The organism is Acinetobacter indicus CIP 110367, from assembly GCF_000488255.1.
Taxonomy (GTDB): domain Bacteria; phylum Pseudomonadota; class Gammaproteobacteria; order Pseudomonadales; family Moraxellaceae; genus Acinetobacter; species Acinetobacter indicus.
Map to the genome: position 1 here is coordinate 109659 of NZ_KI530757.1, position 16470 is coordinate 126128.

General features: G+C 40.7%; 13 protein-coding genes and 1 pseudogene. 13 read left to right on the top strand and 1 reads right to left on the bottom strand.

Features of this window, described 5'->3' with window-relative positions; genetic code table 11:
- Positions 1–8: 8 nt before the first annotated feature.
- The 8 genes and pseudogenes from ribH to P253_RS13490 form a co-directional block, all read left to right on the top strand.
- On the top strand, positions 9–479 hold the full coding sequence (gene ribH, locus P253_RS13455; protein WP_005181338.1) for a 6,7-dimethyl-8-ribityllumazine synthase: 471 nt from the start codon (positions 9–11) through the stop codon (positions 477–479).
- A gap of 4 nt (positions 480–483) precedes the next feature.
- On the top strand, positions 484–933 hold the full coding sequence (gene nusB, locus P253_RS13460) for a transcription antitermination factor NusB (protein WP_005181335.1): 450 nt from the start codon (positions 484–486) through the stop codon (positions 931–933).
- A gap of 16 nt (positions 934–949) precedes the next feature.
- Positions 950–1867: a thiamine-phosphate kinase gene (gene thiL / locus P253_RS13465; protein WP_016658864.1), complete on the top strand. Its 918-nt coding sequence runs from the start codon at positions 950–952 to the stop codon at positions 1865–1867.
- Positions 1868–1889: 22 nt separating this feature from the next.
- Positions 1890–2366: a phosphatidylglycerophosphatase A family protein gene (locus tag P253_RS13470; RefSeq protein WP_162182857.1), complete on the top strand. Its 477-nt coding sequence runs from the start codon at positions 1890–1892 to the stop codon at positions 2364–2366.
- A gap of 18 nt (positions 2367–2384) precedes the next feature.
- Entirely contained in the window at positions 2385–3749 is a 1365-nt protein-coding gene (gene glmU, locus P253_RS13475; RefSeq protein ID WP_016658865.1) for a bifunctional UDP-N-acetylglucosamine diphosphorylase/glucosamine-1-phosphate N-acetyltransferase GlmU, read from the top strand.
- Positions 3750–3761: 12 nt separating this feature from the next.
- Positions 3762–5600: a glutamine--fructose-6-phosphate transaminase (isomerizing) gene (gene glmS / locus P253_RS13480; protein WP_016658866.1), complete on the top strand. Its 1839-nt coding sequence runs from the start codon at positions 3762–3764 to the stop codon at positions 5598–5600.
- Between the two features lie 153 nt (positions 5601–5753).
- The gene (locus tag P253_RS13485) at positions 5754–6557 is read left to right on the top strand and encodes a heteromeric transposase endonuclease subunit TnsA (RefSeq protein ID WP_016165659.1); all 804 of its coding nucleotides are present in this window, start codon (positions 5754–5756) and stop codon (positions 6555–6557) included.
- A pseudogene (locus P253_RS13490) lies at positions 6541–8190 on the top strand (DDE-type integrase/transposase/recombinase); the annotation flags it as partial. The gene P253_RS13485 and the pseudogene P253_RS13490, both read left to right, overlap by 17 nt.
- 8 nt (positions 8191–8198) lie before the next feature.
- On the opposite strand, the gene P253_RS13495 reads toward P253_RS13490, so the two are convergent.
- On the bottom strand, positions 8199–9224 hold the full coding sequence (locus tag P253_RS13495; protein ID WP_016658868.1) for an IS30 family transposase: 1026 nt from the start codon (positions 9222–9224) through the stop codon (positions 8199–8201).
- 20 nt (positions 9225–9244) lie between these two features.
- Between P253_RS13495 and P253_RS13500 the strand changes: the two genes are divergently transcribed.
- The 5 genes from P253_RS13500 to P253_RS13520 all read left to right on the top strand — a co-directional run bounded on the left by P253_RS13500 (position 9245) and on the right by P253_RS13520 (position 16432).
- Positions 9245–9781, top strand: a complete 537-nt coding sequence (locus P253_RS13500; RefSeq protein WP_212749374.1) for a hypothetical protein — start codon at positions 9245–9247, stop codon at positions 9779–9781.
- A 34-nt stretch (positions 9782–9815) separates the two neighbouring features.
- Positions 9816–11498, top strand: a complete 1683-nt coding sequence (locus P253_RS13505; RefSeq protein ID WP_016658870.1) for an AAA family ATPase — start codon at positions 9816–9818, stop codon at positions 11496–11498.
- Between the two features lie 2 nt (positions 11499–11500).
- On the top strand, positions 11501–13033 hold the full coding sequence (locus P253_RS13510; protein ID WP_016658871.1) for a TnsD family Tn7-like transposition protein: 1533 nt from the start codon (positions 11501–11503) through the stop codon (positions 13031–13033).
- A gap of 114 nt (positions 13034–13147) precedes the next feature.
- Complete coding sequence (locus P253_RS13515) at positions 13148–14746, top strand: Tn7-like element transposition protein TnsE (protein WP_016658872.1); 1599 nt, start codon at positions 13148–13150, stop codon at positions 14744–14746.
- A 315-nt stretch (positions 14747–15061) separates the two neighbouring features.
- Positions 15062–16432, top strand: a complete 1371-nt coding sequence (locus P253_RS13520; RefSeq protein WP_016658873.1) for a phosphohexomutase domain-containing protein — start codon at positions 15062–15064, stop codon at positions 16430–16432.
- The last annotated feature ends 38 nt before the right edge of the window (positions 16433–16470 follow it).

Sequence of the window (16470 nt, forward strand, 5' to 3'; positions counted from 1 at the left end):
GGTTTGCTATGGCAGTTCGCCGTATTGAAGGTATGTTACATCTCGCGAGCGAAGGCCGTTACGCGATTTTAGTTGGTCGTTTTAATAGCTTTGTGGTGGAACATTTGCTGGAAGGTGCCATCGACACATTGAAACGTCATGGTGTATCAGAGGATAATATCACTGTTGTTCATGCACCAGGGGCGTGGGAACTTCCGGTTGTTGCGAAAAAACTGGCAGCATCTGATCGTTTCGATGCCATTATTGCACTGGGCGCGGTGATTCGTGGCAGTACGCCTCACTTCGACTTTGTTGCAGGCGAATGTGCCAAAGGTTTAGGCGTGGTTGGCCTGGACACTGGCTTACCGGTCATTAACGGTGTATTGACTACGGATAGTATCGAACAAGCGATTGAACGCTCGGGTACAAAAGCAGGTAATAAAGGTAGCGAAGCTGCTTTAACTGCAATTGAAATGGTTAACTTGTTAAAGGCTATTTAACGCTATGTCGCAAACACTTCAAGCAACTTATGCAGCAAAACGTAAAGCACGTCGTTTTGCTGTACAAGGAATTTATGAATGGCAGATGAGCCACAATCCGGTGCACGAGATTGAAGCACGCACGCGTGTCGAAAATGCCATGCACAAAGTGGATCTCGGCTATTATCATGAATTGTTGACTCAAGTGGTTGCCAATCATGAAGCATTGGATGCGCTCTTAATCCCTGTGCTTGACCGCGAAATTGATGCCCTTGACGGCGTTGAACTCGCAACCCTTCGTCTGGGCGCCTATGAATTGAAAGAACATCTGGAAATTCCATACCGCGTGGTTTTAGATGAAGCCATTGAGCTGGCAAAACATTTTGGCGGTGCAGACAGCCATAAATACATTAACGGTGTTCTTGACCGTTTGGCCAGCTCATTACGTGCAGCAGAAAAACAGCAATCTAAATAATTGACAGATTGATGCGATGGCTGAGTTTTCCATTATTGACACCTATTTCAATCGGCAGCACGGCAGTTCTGTCGACTTAGGTGTTGGTGATGACTCAGCCGTGCTGACTCCTCCCCCACAGCAACAGCTGGTGATTTGCGCCGATACGCTGGTTGCTGGACGACACTTCCCATTAGATACTGATCCACATGCCATTGGCTGGAAATCTGTTGCAGTCAATCTCTCTGATATTGCTGCCATGGGTGCCAAGCCGCACAGTATTCTACTGGCCTTGAGCCTACCCCAAATTGATCACGACTGGCTGAAAGCCTTTAGCCAAGGTCTGTATGATTGCTGCGATCAATTTGGGGTGCGCTTAATTGGTGGAGATACCACCCAAAGTCCGCATTTAACCTTATCCGTGACCGCCTTGGGCTGGATAGATACCGGTCAGGCGATTACCCGAGCAGGTGCCCAGCTGGGCGATTATATCTGCGTCAGTGGCACCGTCGGTGATGCCGCCTTTGGCCTGAAACATCCAGGCCATGCGCTACAGCAGCGTCTGGATTATCCAACCCCGCGCTGCGAACTGGGCCAGCAACTGAAAGGTCTGGCCTCAAGCATGATTGATGTTTCAGATGGTCTGGCCCAAGACTTGGGACATATTCTTAAAGCCTCAAAGGTTGGTGCTACGCTGGATCTGGATCTGTTACCGCTCAGCGACACTCTGCGTCATTTACCTGACACACAGCGCTGGCAATATGCGCTGGCTGGCGGCGATGACTATGAACTGTGCTTTAGCATCAGCCCGCAGCATTTTGAACAACTTTTACAACAACCGCTGAATGTCCGCGTTACCAAGATTGGACAAATTCATGCAGCACCCGAACTTCATTTTGTGCAGAATGGCGTAGATCATTCGCTCCAATTCCAGGGATACCAACACTTTGCCTAAACCTGCCATTCATTTTAAAGCGATGAGCTGGCCCGACCGCCTGGTTGTCTTCTGTGGGGTCGGGTTTGGATCAGGCCTGTTACCCAAAGCTCCCGGCACCTTCGGCTCAGCCTTTGCGCTGCTGTTTATTCCGCTATGGCTGTGGCTTGGTTTTGCCTATTCGGTTGTGGCGATTCTGCTGATGTCACTGGTCGGGATTTATATCTGCGGGCAAACCGCGCGGGTCATGGGCGTCCATGATGATGGCCGTATTGTTTGGGATGAATTTGCCGGACAGTCGATTACCTTTTTACCGCTGATCTATTTTGGCCAGATGAATACGCTATGGGTCATTGCAGGCTTTGCCCTGTTCCGGCTGTTTGATGTCTGGAAACCCTGGCCCATCCGGGTGATTGACCGTCAGGTCGATGGCGGCTTTGGCATTATGCTGGATGATCTGATTGCCGGACTCTGGGCAGCAATTTGTATTTTAATTTATCTTTATTTTATTTTGGTTTAGCAATAACTAGGATTATACATGTCTACCACCGTGATTATTCTTGCCGCAGGGAAAGGAACGCGTATGCGCTCCAGCCTTCCGAAAGTGCTTCAACCCCTTGCAGGACGCCCGCTTCTGGGTCACGTGATTGAAACGGCACAACAATTACAAGCAGATAATATTATTACCATTTATGGCCATGGCGGCGAACAGGTACAACAGGCCTTTGCCCATGAAACGGTTCAATGGGTGGAACAGGCCGAGCAGCTCGGGACCGGACATGCGGTCCAAATGGCGCTGCCGGTACTGGGTCAGGATGGTGTTTCAATTATTCTATCCGGTGATGTGCCGTGCATTAGCCAGGCCACCTTAGAGCAACTGGTCGAGGCCAGTCAGGCTACCGGTATTGGTCTGGTCACGCTGACCCTACCAGATGCGACCGGTTACGGCCGTATTGTACGTGACAATGGCCAGATTCAGGCCATTGTTGAACACAAAGATGCTTCTGAGGCACAGCGCCAGATTCAGGAAATCAATACCGGCATTTACTGCGTCAGCAATGCCAAACTGCATCAATGGTTACCAAAGCTGTCCAATGACAATGCACAGGGCGAATACTACCTGACCGATATTGTGGCCATGGCCATTGCCGATGGCATGCAGGTGGCTTCGGTGCAGCCGGAACGTGCCTTTGAAGTCGAAGGTGTCAATGACCGGATGCAACTGGCCGCCTTGGAACGTGAATTTCAAAGCTTCCAGGCCAAACAGTTAATGCAGCAAGGTGTACATCTGATTGATCCAAGTCGCTTCGACTTACGTGGTTCACTCAAAGTAGGTCAAGACGTCCGTATCGACATCAATGTGATTATTGAAGGTGAAGTCGAGCTCGGCGATCGCGTTGAAATTGGCGCAGGCTGTGTGATTAAAAACAGCAAAATTGCGGCCGGCACCAAAGTCCAGCCGTATAGCGTCTTTGAAAATGCTATTGTCGGTGAAGATGTACAGATTGGGCCATTTGCCCGCCTGCGTCCAGGTGCGGTACTGGCCAATGAGGTGCATATTGGCAACTTTGTTGAAGTCAAAAACACCCAGATTGGTGTTGGCTCTAAAGCCAATCACTTTACCTATTTAGGCGATGCAGAAGTCGGCGCCGGTTCCAATATTGGCGCAGGCACCATTACCTGTAACTATGACGGCGCCAATAAATTCAAAACCATTATTGGCGATGCGGCTTTCATTGGCTCAAACAGCTCGCTGGTAGCACCGGTGACCATTGGCAACGGCGCAACGGTGGGTGCCGGCTCGGTAATTACCCGTGACGTGGCTGACCATAGCCTGGCCTTTGAACGCTCGAAACAGCTGAGCAAAGATAATTATCAACGTCCCCAAAAACTGAAAAAATAAGAGGAAAAGATTATGTGTGGTATCGTCGGTGGCGTTGCAGAACGTAATATTAGCAATATCCTGATTGAAGGCTTAAAGCGTCTGGAATACCGTGGCTATGATTCTGCCGGTCTGGCGCTAATCAATGGCGGTCATGTATTACGTGAACGTCGTGTCGGGAAAGTGGCCAATCTGGAACAGGCAGTTATTGAAGCCGAATTAACCGGTTCTTTAGGGATCGCACACACGCGCTGGGCGACCCATGGCAAGCCGACTGAAAACAATGCCCATCCGCATATTTCGGGCAATGTGGCGGTGGTGCATAACGGAATTATTGAAAACTTCCAGGAACTCAAAGATGATCTGGAAGCGCTTGGTTATGTATTTACCTCGCAAACCGATACCGAAGTGGTTGCGCATCTGGTCAATGATGCCCTGAAATCCACCCCAAGTTTACTGGAAGCAGTGAAACAGGTGGTGCCGCAGCTCAAAGGCGCCTATGCACTCGGTATTATCCATACCGACCACCCGGATGAGCTGATTACCGTTCGTGAAGGTTCACCACTGGTGATTGGTGTCGGGATTGGCGAGAACTTTATCAGCTCGGATCAGCTGGCTTTATTACCAATCACCAACCGCTTTATTTATCTGGAAGAAGGCGATATTGCCCGTTTAACCCGTGAAACCATCGAAGTTTTTGTTGATGGTCAGCTGGTGAACCGTCCGGTGAAAGAGCTGGATGCGACGGTCAGCAATGCCTCTAAAGGTGAATACAAGCACTACATGCTTAAAGAGATTTATGAGCAGCCAGAAGCGATTCAGCAAACCATTTCTCAGGCTTTAAATGGCAATGCGCTGCGTGAAGACTTTCTGGCCCAGGCCGAGCAGGACTTCGCCAGCATCCAGCAGGTGCAGATTATTGCCTGCGGTACCAGTTACCATGCCGGCATGATTGCCAAGTACTGGTTTGAACAGCTGATTGATGTGCCGTGTCAGGTCGAAATTGCCAGCGAATACCGCTATCGCACGCCGGTAATTGTTAACAATACCCTGTACATCTGTATTTCCCAGTCAGGTGAAACGGCCGATACCTTGGCTGCACTGCGCGATACCCAAAAACGTGCTGCGGCCAAAGCGCTGAACATTTGCACTATGGCAATTTGTAACGTAGCCACCTCGTCAATGGTACGCGAAACCCATCACAGCCTGTTAACCCTAGCCGGACCGGAAATTGGCGTAGCATCAACCAAAGCCTTTACCACGCAACTGGCTGCGCTGATGCTGCTGATTCTGAAGATCGGTCAGGTCAAACAAAGCATTGCTGAAAAAACGGTTACCGAGATTATCGCGGAATTATGGCATACGCCAAAAGTGATTCTGGATACTCTGCAGCATAACCCGGCGATTCTGCACTTATCCGAGCTGTTTGTGGAAAAGAACCACTGCCTGTTCCTCGGCCGTGGCACCCAGTTCCCGATTGCACTTGAAGGTGCCCTGAAGCTGAAGGAAATTTCCTATATTCATGCCGAAGGTTATGCCGCCGGTGAACTAAAACATGGTCCGCTAGCTCTGGTCGACAATGAAATGCCGGTGGTGATTCTGGCACCAAAAGATGACATGCTGGATAAACTGAAATCCAATATGGAAGAAGTACAGGCCCGTGGTGGTGAGCTGTTTGTCTTTGCCGATGAGCACAGCGGCATTAAAACCAAAGAGCGTCAGCATGTGGTACATATTCCATCAATCAGTGCGGTGCTGGCACCAATTGTCTACAGCATTCCGGTTCAGCTGCTGTCCTATCATGTTGCGGTACTGCGCGGTACCGATGTGGATCAGCCACGTAACCTGGCCAAATCGGTGACGGTAGAATAAGCAAAACAGAAAAAGGCTGGTTCATGTATTTAGGTAATAAAGTATCATCCTATGTAATATAGTTTCATCTTTAGAAATAAAGTATCATCCTATATTGATTAAATAATAATCGCCCGCTATTCTAAATAAATGAAGAATAGCGGGCGATTTGTTATGGTTACAGAGCATCAGCAGAAACGCTGGATCAAAGAAGGACGAGGCCAAGGCTATTTAAAAGATTATAAGCCATGGATCACTGTACGAGATGTTAGTTCAAAAGGTCGTTCTCACCGAGTATTTGGCCATACAACAAAACGCACCCATCATTTATTATCTGATTTAGAACTTGCAATTTTTCTACTTTTAGACTGGAATCCGTTAATTACTGATATCAGAGAGCAATTTCCCTTGCCTCTCAACACTACTCTCGAAATTTCAGAAGAAGCTCAGATCTCTCACCCTAAAGTTAAAGACGCTCTACAAACTATAACTTCAAGTTTTTATGTAAATAGTCAAAGTACAAACCAACCAAGTTTTGTCATCCGAACTAAATACACAAATAGCTTACAGGATGAAAGAATCGTTGAAAAACTAGAACTTGAGCGTAGATATTGGAAAAGTACAGATACACCTTGGTATATCCTTACAGAAAAAGAAATTCCTTCAGTTGTTTTGAATAACATCAAATGGCTTTATCCAGCCATGAGACAATCTAATACTGAAATGTACGACCGCTTAAACGATTATATCCATATATTTACACAATATCCTGAACTTGACTTAATAACTTTAAGTAAAAAAATGGATCAAGCATATAATTTAACGATTGGTACGTCTTTAGCTGAGCTCCGAGAACTGCTTGCACAACGTTATTTCATTTTCGATATAACCAAGGACTATAAAAAGATTAAAGCCTCTGAGATCAAGTTAGGCAATTTTGAAATATGGGAGGAAATTCGCCATGTTTCGAATCAATAGTGTATATAAGTTTCAAGGTAAAGATTACCGACTTCTTAAAATTATTCCTTCTTATATTATCTGGATTGATTTAAATCACCCCAATGCCAATCCCTCTATAATTAAAAAAGAAGAATTGATTACAGCTATAGAAGCCGGCGAAGCAGAAATAATTAAAGATCCTTTCGCTGATATTTCCTTAATTAATGTGACAGAAGGTTCTGTACAGCAAAAAAAACGTGATATGGGAATGAACATTATAGATTTACTCATATCTAATGAACATTTCTATGATCCATCTGTTCGTTTTAGCCTTGTTAAAAGAATTATTGAGCAGCATAAAACAACTCATCAAACTATTTATAGATTAGCACGTCGATACTGGCAACGAGGTCAAACACCAAATGCACTTATTCCTAGTTATAACAATTCTGGTGCTAAAGGTGTTAAACGTATTGCAAAAAATAAAAAACTGGGTAGACCAAGAAAATATAGCGAAGGTGTTGGTGCATTAGTTGATCAGAATATCGAGCGACTCTTCAGAATTAATATCAATAAATATATGTTAACGAAGGATAAACATTCTTTGAGTTATGCCTATCGTAAATTTTCTACGATGTATCATTCATTATTTCCAGATACACCTGATAGCGAAATTCCGACCATCTGGCAGTTTAAATATTTTTATGAACGTGAGTTCCCAAAAGTAGCTCAACTTACTGCTCGAACCAATCCAATTATCTATGCAAAAGACATCAGAGGGCTCCATTCAACTGTCAACACCCAAGTCCTAGGGCCGGGTTCTCGCTATGAAATTGATGCAACCATTGCTGATGTTTATCTTGTCTCAGATTCCGATCGTGCCTGTATTGTTGGACGGCCAACTATTTATCTAGTTGCTGATGTATTTAGTAGAATGGTGGTTGGTTTCTATATTGGCTTTGAAAATGCTTCCTATGTAACCGCAATGCAAGCTTTACAAGTTGCCATGACGGATAAAGTTGAGTTATGCAAACAATATGGTTATGAAATTACACATGATGACTGGCCATGTATTGGATTACCTGATGCTATTTTGGCAGATCGGGGGGAATTATTAGGACATCAGATTGAAGCTTTAGAATATAACTTTTCTATTCGTATCGAAAATACAGCACCTTACCGCGGAGATTTAAAACCAATTGTTGAACGTTATTTCAGAACTGTTCAGGCAAAATTTAAGCCTTTTGCTTCGGGTGTAGTACAACAGGTTAAAGAAAAAAAACGTGGGGGCGCTGACTACCGATTAGATGCAACACTTACCATAACTGAATTTAAGCAGATCATTATTGGTTCAATCCTCACACATAATTTGTCACATCAATTGACAACTTATGATCGTGATATAGATATGCCTAGCGATTTGCCGTTGGTTCCTATTCATTTATGGAATTGGGGAATACAACATCGTGTAGGTCGGTTAAAACAGGTTTCAGAAAAAGCATTACGTATTGCTTTATTACCTAAAGTTAAAGCAACCTTGTCTGATCTTGGGTTGAAAATTTTTGGAGTGTTTTATCACTGTACTGAAATATATGAACAAGGTTGGATGCATCGCAAAAAAACTATTTCTCGTCCACAATTTTTTCAAGTAGCTTATGACCCAAGTAATGCAGGGCGAATTCAAACATGAGGTGCGACAGTTTCAAAAGCCTTATGATAATCAACAAGCTGAGCAAACTTCTCTAATGGTGTAAGCCAATCTAACGCTTTTCTAGGACGAGTATTCAGTGACATGGCAACTTGATTTAAATAATGCTGATCTGCCTGATTTAAATCAATCCCTTTAGGTAAATATTGCCTAATTAAACCATTCATATTTTCGCATGTGCCTTTTTGCCATGGTGAATGTGGGTCACAGAAATATACATCTATGCCTAAATCTTCTTCGAGTATTTTATGTTCTGACATCTCACGTCCACGGTCATAGGTCAACGTTTTACGCAGTTCTGCAGGTAAATATTTCAGAGCTTCAGTTAAAGCCTTGCGCACTGATTCTGCCTTTGCATCAGGTAATGTTGCCAAGATACAGAGCCGTGTATTTCGTTCAATAAGTGTTGCTATCGAACTTTTATTGTCTTTACCTTTAATTAAATCGGCCTCCCAATGACCCGGTATTTTTCTTTCTTGAACTTCAGGTGGGCGCTCATGAATAGTTTTAATATCCTGTAATATAGAATCTTTTTTAGGTTCACCGTTAGCTTTTCGCTTTTTATTTTCATGACGCAGACAGGATAATAAGTCTTTTTTCAACTCACCCTTTGGTAATGCTCGTATAGTTGAGTAAATCGTTGTATGGCTTACATTCATTGTTTGATCCAAATCAGAAAATGTCTTTAAACGCTTCGATATTTGCTGAGGAGACCATAAACAACGGATCGCTTCAACAATAAATCTCCAGAGGATTGAGTCGATTTTGAGTTTTCTGTGACCACGTCTACGTCTAGCGAAGGTGTTATCAGAAGCATATTGAGCTTGATAAACGTCATTGATGCTATTTCTTTTAAGTTCACGATAGATCGTACTAGGATGTCTTTTAATAAGTTCAGCAAATTTTCTGGGTGAAAAGCCTTCTTTTCTTGACTCAAGCATTAATGCAGTACGATCTTCAAAGCTAAGATGATGGTATGACAATTTTATATACTCCATAAACCCTTTAAATTAATTAGGTGGTTTATGTCGCACTTCAAGTTTTACTCTGCCCAGAAATGATTTATGTGTTTTATGAGGAGCATAGTTTAAATTATTGGGAAGCTACACTTTCTCCAAGATCGAGAGAGTTTTTAGGGTGTAGTTTTTGGGAAGTCTGGCAGGTTCAACACGAACAAAAGAAAATAAAAGCTGCTCAAGATCTAAAAACCAATAAATCTCAAGCATATCTTGAAGAACATATTGAATCAATTATTGCTCGGGCAGATGCCAAAAAACCTTCCACATCTAGCAAAAAACAACGTTTGACTGATCTTCGTAAAAATAAACAAGCTGAAAAAGATAGTGAACGATTGAAACAGAGAAACAACAGCCAAAAATCGTCAAAAGGTGCATTGACGGTTTTAGAACAATCTTCAGAAACTCAAAGTAATATTATTCAGATGCCTAAGTCTAGGCAATTTATAGATTTAGAAAATGATGAAGATTACAGACTACGTTTTGGTATTTATCAAGATTTGCTAGATGATCTTGATGATCCTAACGATGAAAGCTGATAGTCACGATATTTAGATAAGATAGGATAAAATTATGACTAATAAAAATTACCAAGCAGTGTATAAAGCAAGCCCTGTTTCTGATTATCAGGGAAATCCTTTTATCGAGGCATTACCCGAAATTTTTGAGGCAAATGATACTATACAAGCCATTAAAGGTACTGTCGAATTCAGATTATCGGATCGGCAACTTCCTAACAATACTCGTGCTCATATTATATCGCAGTTATTAAATAATTTTTTTCACCCTATTAAACGACATTTAACATTAGAACAAAAAATTTCTATTATGCTGAGAAAAGGATATGTAGGGCGAAATATTACCACAGGGGATTTAAATCGGCATTTACAGAATAGTTTTGAACATATTAGAAGCAATGATTTTAATGCTTCTCGCCATACAGATTTAATATCAACAGCACAAAGTCTGGTTTTTATTGGGTTCTCTGGTAGTGGCAAAACAACCACATTAAATCGTATTCTTAAAAATTACAAACAAAAAATTTACCATCCTGAACATAATTTCACACAACTGGTCTATCTAAAAATTGACTGTCCATATAATGGATCACTCAAATCACTATATTTAAATTTCTTTAGTGCCGTTGATCGTGCTTTAGGAACTAACTATGAACAGCAATACACCCAAAAGCGACATAATGAACAAAAGCTATTGCAACTTATGGGACACATTGCTCATCTTCATGCAATCGGTCTTTTGGTGATTGATGAAATTCAACATCTCATAGCAAACAGATCGAAAAATTCTGATGAAATGTTAAATTTCTTTGTGACTTTAGTGAATGTTTATAGCTTGCCAATTATTATGGTAGGAACGCCAAAAGCCAGTAACATATTTGAACGTGATTTGCGTTCATCACGTAGAGCTGTAGGTTTTGGTTCAATTCATTGGGAACCTATAAAAAATGAACCTGCAATAAAAACCCCGGATGGAAAAGTACGAAAATCAGAGTGGATGACTTTTACAGATGCTCTTTGGAAATATCAATGGTTAAGGAAAAGTGATTCTCTATTGTCCGATGAGTTACGGCAATGTTGGTTTGATCTAACTCAAGGTATTTTAGATATAACTGTTAAGCTTTTTGTCCTTGCACAAATACGGGCAATTGAGTCTGGTTTAGAACGAATCACTGTTAAATTGCTCAAAACTACATATCAAGAAGATTTTAAACCCATTCATCACATTATAGATGCTTTACGTTCAGGTGATGCTCGACGGATTGCACAATATCCTGATTTAATTACACCTGAAATTGACAGACAATTGTTAAAACTTTTTTCTAAAATCGAAGAAAGTGCTGTTGATCAAGGAGATGAGCTTGCTGAATATCAGGGGCATGCAGAATCCATCCGTTTGCATAATCTGTTGCTTGAATTAGGTTATGACACCAATCTTTTAGTACCACTGGTCAAAAAAGTATTTGTTAAGCATCCCGATAAACACTTGACTGAGCTACTACCCATTATTATTGATTGGTTAAATCAGGATGTAGATTCAACAAAAAATTCCTCATTATCCAAACCAAAATTATCAAAAACCAAACTGCTTAAATATGATCAATGGCAAACATTGGATTCGGTTGACTTACGTTTTCAATTTTCACAAAAAGAGAATGATCAAAGCTTTTATGATCATTTAAAAACTCAAACTGATTTGATCTTTGATATATCTAATTGGATAAAACAGGTGAGTTAGTTATGCTAAATTTTCCTATGCCTTATGAACAAGAGTTGATTTACAGTACAGTGGCTCGAGCTGGAGTTCGTTTAGCATTTGAAAGTCCAAAGCAGTTACTTGACGCAGTGTTTCAAAATAGAAAGGTTATTGCTACGGTTGATTTACTCTGTCATCTGAATTCGATTGTTAATCAGTATACTGAGGGACAATTAAGTCTAGAAAATATAATATATAAACACACATTATTTCCTATATATGCACCTTTTGTACCTGAAGCAAGGCGACAACAATGTTTCAAATGGATGGCCAATATTTCACAAGGCTCGGTACATCTTTCTTTGGGAATTAATGCTTCACGAGTCCCTATTATTCATAGACTACGTTACTGCCCACAATGTTTGAAAGAGCAAGCACTTCAAAAAGGCGAATTCTACTGGGTACGATTATGGCAAATACAGGGAGCTTGCTGCCCGCAACACGGTAAGCTTGTAGAATCAACCCTAGATTTAAGATCATTACACAGACATGACTTCATGGTACCTTCAGATATTTTTTGTATTGAATGGAATCAGATACCAGCAACAAGTGATGAACTTTTCATTAGTTCTAAATTAATAGAATTGTTATCTATACCACCTTTTGTATCACCAAGTTATGAACAGTGGACGATGTTCTATAATGAATTAGCCAAGAGGAATAACTGTACTCGCGGGCAAAACCAAATTGCTTTTGATCAAATTTTAGAAAAAATATCGTTACGGTGGTCACAAAAATTTCTTAGTCAATATCATTTGGATGACTTAGCTTCTGAAAGCAGCTGGCTACATAATATTTTCAGAAAGCATCGCAAAAGCTTTAGTTATCTTGAGCATATTCTTGTAATCGAAGCGTTTCTAAATGCTGACTGGTCTTTTGCAGAGATATTCAATCAAGTTAAGTCTTTCAAGAAAGTAATTACTCAACAGAATAATCGAATAAAATACCAGGATACTAATTTTGAAATAACTAGAGCTGAAAATCGTAAAAAATGGTTAGATTTAGTACAAGACCATGGGGTTAAACCGGCTCGTCACCTGCAGGCAGCTCTTTATGCATGGTTATATCGAAACGATAAAACCTGGCTATTGCAGACGAACCAAAATTTCCATCAGAAGTTTATTCCTCAAGGGACTAAAATTGATTGGCAAAAACGCGATCTTTTTTATGTCCGGCAACTTATCCAGCTCAATAATGCTTTAATTTGGGATTTAGAGGGATCAAGACGCTCCGCAAAATGGTGGTTAAAACAGACTTTAATGTCAAATACATTAGAGAAAAATTTACATAAATTACCTCTGATTCAACTTTTTCTAGAACGATATAGTGAAGATATCAGCTGTTATCAAATCAGGCGCCTAACAAAAGTGTTTATAGATATTAAAATCAATAAACAACCAATTCCTCAGTGGCGTATTCTACGAAAAGCTGGATTAAGTGAAGAACGAATGACATCTGAAACGAAAAAATTTCTAGAATACATCGTTCATGAGTTCTCTAACATTATGCAAAATTAATTTTATTAAATCGCTGGCTTTATAAAATTAAGTTTTGAGATTTCAATAAAATAAGCTTTAATATATGTAGTCATTTTTTGTCAATTCACCAAAGTTTAAAATGGTAAAATCCTGATGATAAAAATTAAAAATTTTCCTGAAAATGCGAGAATTACTTTTTTAGGTTCTATTTTCAAAGATATAAAGAATGAAGAATGGAATATCACTATTGGATTAGAAAATGATGAAGATTTAACTAAAGATCAGAGATATTTGCTTAACCATGCTCGTTTTTCTAATATGCCATTATTAGCAAGAAATCGGAGATTCAATCAGAATAAAAAATTCACTCCTTTTAATGAGTCTATTATCACTATTAAAATAGATGACTTGCAAAAATGGGATGTTATAATTAATCAATCAAAGCAGTACCAATTTAGTCATATTGTTAGCGATATTCATGCAACACTAACAGACATCGAAATTGTTTTACCTCAAATAGAACTCGCTAGAGTATTATTCTTGCATACTGCCTATCTATCTCGTGCTGCATTGGATCAAAGGCGTTTTTTTCGGGAATTTGATATCATAAAAGAAGAGAATCAAACTCTGATCAATATTCTTGACTTCTGTAACTTCCCACCATCCCAATATGATAATATTGGGATGCGCCGCTTGCTCGCATGGATATTACTCGATACAGAGGCACGAGCATCCTTTGAAAGCATCTCCAAAAATTTTTTGAGTGAGAAAGTGCAGACAAAATTCCGAGAATTCTGGAACTTTAATTTTATCCCACCATCATTAAAAGGCGCTGAGCTCACATTAAAAGTATATTTTAGTCCAAAGACAAACAAATATTATGTAAATGAAATTCTAGCAATATCAAACTTACCCAGTGAAATTAATCATACTGTCATTTTTTGTAGTCCAAATTTTACTGTAAAAAATACTCAGGTAAGCTCTGAGCGCTCTTCTAGAGGTAGTAAGCACACACGAAATGAAGATCCTATAATTGATGATAAAAAAGAAGCCAATAGTGATAAACAAATAACAATCATTGATTCACCCAAAATTACACTATCACTCTCATCTCCTTTTGAAACGAAAAAAGCAGCAATTAAACATTCTGGTAAAAAGGGTAAATTTAATAACGATGATGTAACTATATTACCGGAACCTAACGTAGGTACAGGTGAATCCACTATTTTTGGAGAAATTGGTCGAGGGGAGTTTGAAAATTGTCAAGATGAAAGTGTTGACCTTGAGCTATTCATGAAACGATTTGAAGCATTTAAAGCCATGATTGAGCAATTTACATTACAGCATAATATTCTATTAAAAATTAAATTTACCATTTCCAAGCTTCCCGCTGTCAATCGATCCAAGCTACATAAGACCGATGATGGCAACTTTCGGAGTATTGCGGAAGTCCAGCTAGAATTTCAAGATAAAAAATTTTCCATTGTAGAAGTTGATACAAGTGACAATCACAAACCACTTTCAACATTAATTGTTAAGGTCGAAAGTTTTGAAGCGTGGGATCAAAATTTTCCAAGTTTTAAAGAACAAATTATTAGACGTTCTTTGCGTTGGCCTACTGCAGAACTATTAAAAAATATTGGTATTCCCAAAGGCGTTAACCATCCAAAAAACAAATTTGAGATAACTACGTCTGATAAAGAGTTTAAAGATTGGGTAAAGCGATTTACAGAAGTTTTAAAATCTATTTAATGGATTTTTCTGTAGCATGAGCTATTGAGGAAAATATGTTGTGTTATTTGGATATTTCTTAATTTTATGGTAATTAGTCTTTTAACTGTACCTCAATGACATCCGTGTTTTGGCTTTCGAATTGCATTTGGGATGATACTTTATTACTAATTTTTCTATAGGATTAAGAGTATACTATGGTTTAAGATGATACTTTATTTTTAATAAGGCAAATCATGAACCATGAAAATCAATTAGTTAGAAGAAATTTAAGATGAAACTTTATTACCATCTTACAGTTCACCGGCCTTTTTTCTTCTGCATGGAGAACAAATAATGACCCAACTGACTTGCTTTAAAGCTTACGATATTCGCGGCAAACTGGGCAGCGAACTGAATGAAGAGATTGCCTATAAAATTGGCCGTGCCTATGGCCAGATTTACCAGCCAAAAACTGTGGCGATTGGCTGCGATATCCGTTTAAGCAGTGAAGACTTAAAACAGGCGACCATCAAAGGCCTGAATGATGCAGGTGTAAATGTCCTTGATCTGGGTATGACTGGCACCGAAGAAGTCTATTTTGCCGCTTTCCATCTGGATGTCCAAGGCGGGATTGAAATCACTGCCAGTCACAACCCGATGGACTATAACGGCATGAAACTGGTGCGCGAGAATGCCCGTCCAATCAGTGCCGATACTGGCTTAAAAGAAATTCAGGCCTTAGCAGAAGCTGGTACATTTACCAAAGTTACAGCCAAAGGAACCACACAGTCCTACAATATTTTGCCGGAATTTGTAGATCATCTGATGACCTATATTGATCCAGCCAAGATTCGCCCAATGAAGCTGGTGGTGAATGCCGGCAATGGTGCTGCAGGTCATGTGATTGATGCAATTGAAGACAAATTCAAGGCCCTGAATGTTCCGGTGGAGTTTGTCAAAATTCACCATGAAGCCGATGGCACTTTCCCGAATGGGATTCCGAACCCGATTCTGGTAGAAAACCGCGACAGCACCCGCGAGGCGGTACTGGCGCATGGCGCAGATCTGGGCATTGCCTGGGATGGCGACTTTGACCGCTGCTTCCTGTTTGATGAAAAAGGCCAGTTTATTGAAGGTTATTACATCGTGGGTCTGTTAGCACAGGCTTTCTTGTTGAAACAGTCCGGTGAAAAAATTGTGCATGATCCGCGTCTAGTCTGGAACACTTTTGATGTGGTGGAACAGTATCAGGGCGAAGCAATCCAGTCCAAATCCGGGCATGCCTTTATTAAAGATGTGATGCGTGAGCACAATGCGGTGTATGGCGGGGAGATGAGTGCCCACCACTATTTCCGTGACTTTGCCTATTGTGATAGCGGCATGATTCCATGGCTACTGGCGATTGCGGTGCTGTCTGAAACCGGTCAATCCTTATCGAGTCTGGTTGAAGAGATGATTGCCAAGTTCCCATGTTCAGGTGAAATTAATTTTAAAGTGGCAGACACCCAAGCCACCATTCAAAAGATCTTTAAACACTATGCCGATCAGAACCCGGCCATTGACCAGACCGATGGCGTAAGTCTGGATTTCGGTGCCTGGCGTTTTAATGTACGTGCTTCCAATACCGAACCGTTATTGCGTTTAAATATTGAAAGCCGCCGTGACCTGCAACCCAAACCAATGCAAGACTATGTTGATGAATTGACCCGTTTGATTCAGGCTTAACATAAAAAATGGAGCATAAATGCTCCATTTTTTTATTG

What these genes read in the sequence shown, in the direction of transcription:
- ribH (WP_005181338.1), top strand. Translation starts at nt 9, where the DNA reads ATGGCAGTTCGCCGTATTGAAGGTATGTTACATCTCGCGAGCGAAGGC.
- nusB (WP_005181335.1), top strand. Translation starts at nt 484, where the DNA reads ATGTCGCAAACACTTCAAGCAACTTATGCAGCAAAACGTAAAGCACGT.
- thiL (WP_016658864.1), top strand. Translation starts at nt 950, where the DNA reads ATGGCTGAGTTTTCCATTATTGACACCTATTTCAATCGGCAGCACGGC.
- P253_RS13470 (WP_162182857.1), top strand. Translation starts at nt 1,890, where the DNA reads ATGAGCTGGCCCGACCGCCTGGTTGTCTTCTGTGGGGTCGGGTTTGGA.
- glmU (WP_016658865.1), top strand. Translation starts at nt 2,385, where the DNA reads ATGTCTACCACCGTGATTATTCTTGCCGCAGGGAAAGGAACGCGTATG.
- glmS (WP_016658866.1), top strand. Translation starts at nt 3,762, where the DNA reads ATGTGTGGTATCGTCGGTGGCGTTGCAGAACGTAATATTAGCAATATC.
- P253_RS13485 (WP_016165659.1), top strand. Translation starts at nt 5,754, where the DNA reads ATGGTTACAGAGCATCAGCAGAAACGCTGGATCAAAGAAGGACGAGGC.
- P253_RS13495 (WP_016658868.1), bottom strand. Translation starts at nt 9,224, where the DNA reads ATGGAGTATATAAAATTGTCATACCATCATCTTAGCTTTGAAGATCGT.
- P253_RS13505 (WP_016658870.1), top strand. Translation starts at nt 9,816, where the DNA reads ATGACTAATAAAAATTACCAAGCAGTGTATAAAGCAAGCCCTGTTTCT.
- P253_RS13510 (WP_016658871.1), top strand. Translation starts at nt 11,501, where the DNA reads ATGCTAAATTTTCCTATGCCTTATGAACAAGAGTTGATTTACAGTACA.
- P253_RS13515 (WP_016658872.1), top strand. Translation starts at nt 13,148, where the DNA reads ATGATAAAAATTAAAAATTTTCCTGAAAATGCGAGAATTACTTTTTTA.
- P253_RS13520 (WP_016658873.1), top strand. Translation starts at nt 15,062, where the DNA reads ATGACCCAACTGACTTGCTTTAAAGCTTACGATATTCGCGGCAAACTG.